The sequence below is a fragment of the Corallococcus praedator genome, from assembly GCF_003612125.1.
In the GTDB taxonomy this organism is placed as follows: Bacteria; Myxococcota; Myxococcia; order Myxococcales; family Myxococcaceae; genus Corallococcus; species Corallococcus praedator.
Window position 1 is genome coordinate 1 of sequence record NZ_RAWI01000399.1, and the last position, 8,282, is coordinate 8,282.

Annotated in this window: 6 protein-coding genes and 1 pseudogene; 6 read left to right on the forward strand and 1 reads right to left on the reverse strand. The window is 71.4% G+C overall.

Translation table 11 applies throughout. The features are described from left to right. The 5 genes and pseudogenes from D7Y13_RS34025 to coaBC form a co-directional block, all read left to right on the forward strand. A pseudogene (locus tag D7Y13_RS34025) lies at nt 1-368 on the forward strand (hypothetical protein); the annotation flags it as partial. A gap of 73 nt (nt 369-441) precedes the next feature. Next, nucleotides 442-954: an FHA domain-containing protein gene (locus tag D7Y13_RS34030; RefSeq protein ID WP_120585794.1), complete on the forward strand. Its 513-nt coding sequence runs from the start codon at nt 442-444 to the stop codon at nt 952-954. A gap of 57 nt (nt 955-1,011) precedes the next feature. Then, nucleotides 1,012-2,304 (forward strand): Stp1/IreP family PP2C-type Ser/Thr phosphatase, encoded by a 1,293-nt coding sequence (locus D7Y13_RS34035; protein WP_120535595.1) that lies wholly within the window; start codon nt 1,012-1,014, stop codon nt 2,302-2,304. A 111-nt stretch (nt 2,305-2,415) separates the two neighbouring features. Further along, nucleotides 2,416-5,400, forward strand: a complete 2,985-nt coding sequence (locus tag D7Y13_RS34040; protein ID WP_120585795.1) for a carboxypeptidase-like regulatory domain-containing protein — start codon at nt 2,416-2,418, stop codon at nt 5,398-5,400. A gap of 40 nt (nt 5,401-5,440) precedes the next feature. Beyond that, nucleotides 5,441-6,658, forward strand: a complete 1,218-nt coding sequence (gene coaBC / locus D7Y13_RS34045; protein ID WP_120585796.1) for a bifunctional phosphopantothenoylcysteine decarboxylase/phosphopantothenate--cysteine ligase CoaBC — start codon at nt 5,441-5,443, stop codon at nt 6,656-6,658. A gap of 14 nt (nt 6,659-6,672) precedes the next feature. Here coaBC and D7Y13_RS34050 read toward each other — a convergent pair whose 3' ends face one another. After that, nucleotides 6,673-7,395, reverse strand: a complete 723-nt coding sequence (locus tag D7Y13_RS34050) for a B3/B4 domain-containing protein (protein WP_158620491.1) — start codon at nt 7,393-7,395, stop codon at nt 6,673-6,675. Nucleotides 7,396-7,655: 260 nt separating this feature from the next. Here D7Y13_RS34050 and D7Y13_RS34055 point away from each other — a divergent pair. After that, on the forward strand, nt 7,656-8,282 hold a 627-nt coding region (locus D7Y13_RS34055; protein WP_199732961.1), incomplete at its 3' end, for a fatty acid desaturase.

The window sequence follows — 8,282 nt, forward strand, 5'->3', positions numbered from 1 at the left end:
GTGGGGTGGGGTGGGCGGCGTCCCTGCCCGACACGGCGCTGGAGGGGTTCATCCTCCCGGTGAACTCCTATTACGAGCACACCGCGCAGGTGGGCATCGGCTACCGCAACCACCTGCCGGGCCAGGCGCACTGGGGCTTCCAGGTGACGGGCGGCCCCGTCTTCTACGGCGCCCACTTCGGCACCCAGCCTCCGGACCGGCGCGTCGCTGGCGCCGTCCAGGGCCGCATCCAGATTGGCTACCAGTTGAGTGACGTGGGCGTGGGGCTCGCCCTGGGGTACGCGGAGCCGTTCGGCCTCAAGAACCGCAGCTTCGCCCGTGACTTCGTGGGTGGCGTGAGCCTCGGATTTTTCGCGGATTGGCGGTAAAGGCGCGGTACACTGACGGCATGAGAGCGGAACGGCCTCCCGGTGCGGGCGCCCGTGCGCCGCCACCCACGTCATGGCCGAGCTGCTCAGTGCCCACGTCACGCGCTACCTGCGCAACCGCGATGAATTCGAGCGGGGCCTTCCCCCGGGCCTCCTGCTCTTCATGCCCGCCCTGGGCACGGTGACCCCGTCCGACGTGGAGGACTACCCGCTGCGGACGGTGACCAACGCGGGGCCGCCGACGCTCGGGCAGGACGAACCCATCGTCTTCCCGCTGCTCAAGTCCACCGGCAACGCGTTCGGCCGGGGCATCACCGTGGGGCGCACCGGCAACAACGACGTCGTGCTCGATGACGGCAGTGTGTCCCGATTTCACGCGTGGTTTACACGGGACACGGGGGATGCGGGGTTCCTGCTGACGGATGCGGGCTCGAAGAACGGCTCGTACGTCGTGGGGGAGCGGCTGTTGGCTCGCAAACCGACGTTGGTGGTGGACGGGATGCGGCTGCGCTTCGGGCAGGTGGAGGTCAGCTTCTACACGGCCGGGGGTTTCGTGCGGCTGTTGGCGAAGCGCCTGCAGTCCTGAAGCCTTGCCACGTCTTCGGCGGCCTGCGTAACGTGCGAAGTCACCCTCTAGGCATGGATGGGAGCGTTCGCGGTGGCCTTGACCACAGAAGCCTTCGGGCTGACCGATGTAGGCCGGAAACGGCAGCACAACGAAGACGCGATGATGGTGGACGCGTCGCTCGGCCTGTTCATGGTCGCCGATGGCATGGGCGGACACGCCGCGGGTGAGGTCGCCAGCGCGCGGGCCACGGAGGTCGTCAAGCAGCACATCGCGGCCAACCGGCACCTGCTGAAGGACCTGGCCAACAACCCCACGGCGGACAGCCGTTCCGCGGCGGCGGCGCTGGTGGAAGTGGCCGTGCAGCGCGCCTGCGCGGACATCTACCGCGCGGCCATGACGGACGCGTCCAAGCGCGGCATGGGCACGACGTTCGTGTGCCTGGCGGTGGGGGGCAACAAGGGCGTCATCGGCCACGTGGGCGACAGCCGCGTGTACCTGGTGCGCCACAGCCAGTGCCACCGGCTCACCGAGGACCACACGCTGGTCGCCGCGCAGCTGAAGGCCGGCACCATCACCAAGGAGCAGGCGGCCACGTCGCAGTACCGCAACGTCATCACCCGCGCGGTGGGCATCCAGGAGTCGGTCCAGGTCGACACGCTCATCGTGGACCTGATGCCCGGCGACGTGTTCCTGCTCTGTTCGGACGGTCTGCACGGCTACATGGAGGATGAGGAGCTGCTCCCGCTGGTGGCGAACCTCCAGCCCGGCGACATGCCGCGCAAGCTGGTGGAGCTGGCCAACGAGCGCGGCGGCAAGGACAACATCACCGCGGTGGTGGTGAAGGTCGCTGGCGACAGCGCGGCCCTGGCCAGCGAGGAGACGAGCGAGGCGCAGTCGCGCATGGAGGCGCTGCGGAAGATCCCGCTCTTCCGCCACCTCACGTACAAGGAGCAGACGGCGGTGCTGTCCATCGCCACCACGCGGACCTACCCGGCGGGTCGGGAGATCGTCGTGGAGGGGCAGCCGGGCGAGGAGCTCTTCGTCGTCATCCGGGGCCGGGTGGCCATCGAGAAGAACGGCGTGGAGATCGCGGAGCTGCGCTCGGGTGGCCACTTCGGGGAGATGGGCCTCATCGACAACGCGCCCAGGTCCGCCACGGTGCGCGCCACGGAGCCCACGCGGACGATGGTGATTGCCCGCTCGGACCTGATGGGCCTGATGAAGCGCGAGGCCATCCTCGCGGTGAAGATGCTCTGGAGCTTCGTGCAGGTGCTGAGCGACCGGCTGCGCGCGACCAACTCCGAGTTGAGCGAGGCGCGGCAGGAGCTGGCCGTGGCGCAGGCCATCCAGCCGTTCGCGGAAGACTGACGCGGGAACGCTCCCGGGGGCTGGGACGTCCTGGACAGGACGCTCCGGAATTTCCCGGGGGAAACCGTCGTTGGGGGGCCGGCCGTGGGTTAGGTTCCCGGTCGCGTACGCATGCGCAAATGGGTCTTCATCGGGGTGGCCGCCGTGCTGGTGGCGCTCGCCGCGGTCGTGCTGGGACCCCGGTGGGGGGCTCCGGCCGTGCGCCCCGGTTCGCCGGTCTCCGCCAGTTCGATGCGCCAGGGGCTGCCCGCGTTCAAGGCGGTGGCGGTGTCGTCGGGCGCGCAGGAGGGGCTGACGCTCACCGGGCGCGTGCTGGACGGTGGCGGCAGGCCGGTGGCGGACGCGGAGGTGTCGCTCGCGGCGTCGGCGGAGCGGACGGTGGCGGACGTGCGGTGCGACGAGTGTGGCCTGGCGCTGCTGGCCTGCACCGCGCATGAGACGGCGCTGCACACGCGGGCCTTCTTCGAACAGCAGCAGGGCTTCCTCACGCCGCGCGCCACGGTGCGCACGGACGCGCAGGGCAAGTTCCGCTTCGAGCACCTGGTGGGCGTGTCCTTCTCCGTCTGGGCGCGCGCGGAGGGGCTGGGCGTGGCGCTCAGGAACCGGGCGGCGCCGGGCGAGCCGGTGGATCTGTACCTGCCGGCCCTGCGGAGCATCTCCGGCACGGTGGTGGACGACTCCGGCCAGCCGAGGCCCGGGGCGCGCGTGCGCGCGGTGTCGCGCAAGGTGCCGCTGCCCTTCGAGGTGGTGGCGGGCGCGGGCGGCGCGTTCCTGCTGACGGGCCTGGGCGAGGGGCCCTTCTACGTGCTCGCGGACGCGGAGGGCTTCCAGCCCGCGGTGGCGCAGCAGGTGGAGGCGGACTCCCAGCCCCTGCGCCTGAAGCTGACGCCGTCGCGCACGCTGGAGGTGCGCGTCACGCGCGACGGCGCTCCCGCGGTGGCGACGGTGCGCCTGCGCGGCGACCACCTGACGCGCGAGGCGCACACCGAAGCGCAGGGTGCGCCGGTGCGCTTCAACGGCCTGTACCCGGACGAGGTGGTGGTGACGGCGGAGGCGCCGGGCTTTGGATCCTCGCCCCAGACGCTCACGCTGTCCAAGCGGGTGACGCAGGTGACGCTGGAGCTGGAGGCGGCGGGCCGGTTGCTCGTCACGGTGGTGGACGAAGAGGGCCAGCCGGTGCCGAACCCGCAGCTGCTGCTGCGCACGGTGGCGGGGGACCTCATCCGCCGCGACGCGGTGCCCACCGGGGCGCTCGCGGAGCTGGGGCCGCTGGCGCCGGGCGAGTACGTGCTGGAGGGCCAGGCGGAGGGCTTCAAGACGGCGCAGCTTCCCGCGCGGGTGGCGCAGGGGGAGACGGCGCTGGAGCTGGAGCTGGCGAAGGCCACGCTGATCACCGGGCAGGTCATCGACGAGTACGGCCGGCCCGCGTCGAACGTGTCCATCCTGGTGCAGCCCACGGGCGAGACGACGAACGCGGACAACGACGGCCGCTTCTCCGCGCAGGTGCCCATGCCGGGGCTCTACACGCTGCACGCGCACCACTCCGAGTGGGGCGGCGGCAGCGTGCAGGCGACGGCGCCCGCGACGGACGTGACGCTGTCGCTGGAGGCGAAGGCGGGCGTGGACGTGACGGTGTCCAGCGGGGGCCGGCGGGTGGAGGGCGCGGACGTGGTGATGTGGGCGGATCCGGAGAACATCTTCCGCAGCGACCGGCCCTCCGGGCCTGACGGCGTGGTGCCCATGCGCGGGCTGCCGCCGGGGACGTACACGCTGATGGCGTCGCATCCGGAGTACGTGGCGTCGGGGCCCACCGCGGTGACGGTGCAGGACGGAGTCACGCAGCAGGTGGCGGTGACCCTGGAGCCGGGCGCGTCCCTCGCGGGCGATGTGGTGGACGAGGACGGCCAGCCGGTGGTGGGGGCGAACCTGAACGTGATGCCGCGCATGGCGGAGCCGACGCAGACGGACTCCAGCGGGCGCTTCGAGTTCCGCGCGCTGCGGCCGGACCGCACCTACCTGCTGGACGCGCACCACGCGGGCTACGAGCCCCTGGAGCGGACGCAGGGCAAGCCGGGCGGGCCGCCGGTGCAGGTGAAGATGCGCAAGCGCACGACGTTCCGGGGCCGGGTGATGGACGACGCCGGACAACCGGTGCGCCGCTTCCGGGTGGACGACCACGACGTGAACAGCCCGGACGGGCGCTTCGAGCTGCCGCTGTCCACCGCGGGGGACCGCCTCATCGTCGCGGTGGACGCCGCGGGCTACGAGCCCCAGGTGGTGGACCGCCCGTCGAAGACGACGGACATGGGTGACGTGGTGTTGACGAAGGCGCCAGCGGTGTCCGGCATGGTGCGGGATGCGTCGGGTGGCGCGGTGCCGGACGCGGTGGTGACGTGCGACGTGTGCGACGGGTCGGTGCTGTCGGGGCCGGACGGCGCCTTCACGCTGTCGAGCCCCCCGTTCGTGCCGCGCTTCACGGTGTCCGCGCGCAAGGGCAAGCTCAGTGGCACGCAGGAGGTGCCGCGCGGGAGCACGACGCCGGTGCAGCTGACGCTCAAGACCGCGACGCGCCTGACGGGTCGGGTGTACCTGGCGGACGGACGGCCCGCGGCGGGCTCGCAGGTGGAGGGGCTCAACGCGGACCGCAGCGAGACGGTGTCGCTCATCACCGGCGCGGATGGCCGCTACAGCACGGACCTGTCGCCGGGCAGCTACCGCTTCGTGGTGGGCGGCGGGCGCGGTGGCACGGGTGAGCCGGCGGTGGTGGTGCAGGTGGCGGGCACGGAGATGACGCTGGACCTGGGGCCGGTGCCGGGCACGGCGTCGTTGACGGTGCTGCTCCAGCCGGAGCGGGGCAAGGCGCTGTGGGTGGTGCCGGGCGAGGTGGGGCAGGTGGGTAACCCGCCCGCGGAGCTGTTGCGTTCGCGCTTCGCGCAGCTCGTCTACCAGCCGATGAGCGAGCGGGTGGTGGTGCAGGGCCTGACGCCGGGGCGGTACACGCTGGTGTGGGGCTTCTTCCACGCGGAGATGCCGGGGGCGGGCCCCCTGGTGCGCACGGTGGACGTGCCCTCCCAGGGGGACGTGTCCCTGCGGTAGTCGTGTTGCGACGGGGCGCCCCGGCGCGTAATGAAGCCGCATGGACGCATCGGCATTGAAGGGCCGCCGGGTCATCGTCGGCGTGGGCGGCGGCATCGCGGCGTACAAGGCCTGTGAGCTGGTGCGGGAGTTGGGCCGCGCGGGCGCGGAGGTGCGGGTGGCCATGACGGAGGCCGCGCGCCAGTTCGTCACCCCGCTCACCTTCCAGGCGTTGTGCGGGCACCCGGTGCTGACGGACTACTTCGACCCGGCGCAGGAGGGGAACTTCGGCCACCTGGATCTGGCCCGCTGGGGGGATGCGTTCGTGGTGGCGCCCGCGACGGCGGACCTGATGGCGAAGATCCGCGCGGGCTTCGGCGGGGACGCGGTGACGACGTCGCTGCTCGCCTTCAAGGGGCCGGTGGTGCTGGCGCCCGCGATGAACGTGGCCATGTGGGACAACGCCCGGACGCAGGAGAACGTGGCGTCGCTGCTGGCGGATCCGCGCTTCACGGGCGTGGGCCCGGGGGCGGGGATGCTGGCGTGCGGCGACGTGGGCTCCGGCCGGCTGGCGGACGTGGGCGCCATCGTGTCGGCGGTGGCGGCGCGGCTGGGCGGCGGGCCGCTCCAGGGCAAGCACGTGCTGGTGACCGCGGGCCCCACGCGCGAGTTCCTGGATCCGGTGCGCTTCATCTCCAATCCGTCCACCGGGAAGATGGGCATGGCGCTGGCGCACGAGGCACGGGCGCTGGGCGCGACGGTGACGGTGGTGCTGGGGCCGGTGGGACCGGTGGACCGCACGGGCCTGGAGGTGGTGGACGTGGTGAGCGCGGAGGACATGGCGCGCGAGGTGTTGGCGCGCGTGGAGTCCGCGGACGCGTTCATCGCCACGGCGGCGGTGAGCGACTGGCGGCCGGAGGCGCGGGCCCCGCAGAAGGTGAAGAAGGGCGAGGGCCCGGAGGCCTTGCGCATGGTGCGCACGCCGGACGTGTTGCTGGAGGCGTCGCGCAAGGTGGCGGGCAAGGCGAAGCGCCCGGTGCTGGTGGGCTTCGCGGCGGAGACGGAGCGGGTGGTGGAGCACGCGCGCGAGAAGCTGGAGCGCAAGGGCCTGGACGCCATCGTCGCCAACGACGTCACCGCGACCGGCGCGGGGTTCGGCACGGACACGAACCGGGTGACGGTCATCTCCCGCACCGGACCGGACCGCGTGCTGGAGGGCAGCAAGCGCGCGGTGGCGGGAGAGATTCTGTCGCTGTTGCTCGTGTCACCGCTCGGCTGAGCGGGGTCTGGGCGTCACGGCGTGGGGATCTCCACATCGCGGCCCTGTTGGAGATCGAGCAGGCCGGTGGCGGTGGTGCCTCCGCAGTGCTCGCGGATCTTCGCGCCAATCTGCTCCACCAGCCGCAGCAGGTCTTCCGTCTTCACCGCGGAGGAGGGTGCTTCCGCGAAGAGGATGATGTCGCGCGAGGTCGTCTCCACCTTGGCGAAGTCACAGTCGCGGAAGTTCCAACGGCGGGTGAGGACGCGCGCGTCGTCCGCGTAGACGACCTCGCCAGGGCTGGTCGCTTCAGGCTCCGGGCTGCCAATGCCGGTGAAGGGCTCGTTGCCCGGTGACAGGCGCAGGCGCAGGTCGCCCTGGAGCCGGCCGAGGTCATAGCCCCCCACCGGGAGGAGGAAGAAAAGCTCCTGGAGGAGGTAGGCGTTGACGGCCCGGCTGATCCACGGGACCGGATGGCCATTCACCACCCGGCGCAGCAGCGCCTCCGCGCTGGGGCGGAACTTCTTCGGGTTGACGCCGAAGCGCTGGTAGGCGTCCTGCCAGGCGACGATGCGAGCGTCCGCCGCCAGGGCCGCCAGGTCGGGCACCCGGCCGCGAAAATCCGCCTCCGCGGCACGCAGCTCCGCCTCCAGCCCTTCCGGAGGGTTGCCCGTGTTGTCCATGCCCCGCACCGCCACGAAGCTGATGCGAAGGTCGGGAAATCGCTGGGCCATCTCCTCGGAAACACTCAGGTGCATGGGATTCTCCAGAATGAGGTCCCGAGGCGTACCACCTTCCCGCGACCTACGGCCAGGGTTGGATTTCCTGGCGACAATGACAGACGTCGGCGGTTCCCCCCACCCCCGCATGTCAGAGGTCGTTGTTACGGTCCCGCAATGACCAGATAGTGGCGAAGCCCTCCCAATTCTTGGGCTTCAATTTCTGAGCAGGTGTTGGACCGGGGGCGTGGCCATGGGGCCGGCCTCGCCTTGGCGTGCCGACAGGAATTGCATCCATCATGACAACCGAACCGCGCCAACATGAAAGGACAGCGTCTCACCCGGATCCTGTCGCGCCCAGGGGGCGGGAGGTCCGCGAGCTGCGGGAGCACCTGGTGGCGCAGGGCCACGAGGAGCAGCTCACGGGGCTGGGGGTGCCCAGGCCCGGACGGGCGATGCTGGAGATTCTCGAGACGTGGGCGCTCATCTTCGGCGCCTGGGCATTGTGTGTCCATGTCTCATGGTTCGTGTTGCCCGTGGCGCTGCTCATCGTGGGGTCGCGCCAGCGTGCCCTGGGAAACCGCCTGCACGACGCGGCGCATGGAAACATGTTGAAGGGAAAGGCGTTGAATCAGCGGGTCGCGGCGTGGGTGTGTGGTGTTCCGATGTTCGAGGACTTCGAACTGTATCGAAACGCGCACCTGCGTCATCACGCCTATCTGGGGCACGCGCAGAAGGACCCCGACTTCCTGGCGGTGCCGGAGGCGCCCCCGGGAAGGCAACACAGTGCGTGGAGCCTGTACGTCGCCTTCGTGCTGGATGCGAGGCTTTGGCGGGACTCCGTCCTGGCGACGCTGTTCCGGGCCCCGCGGGCGCACCGGTGGCGCGTGCTGGCGTGGTGGACGGGGGGGCTGGGCGCGCTGGCG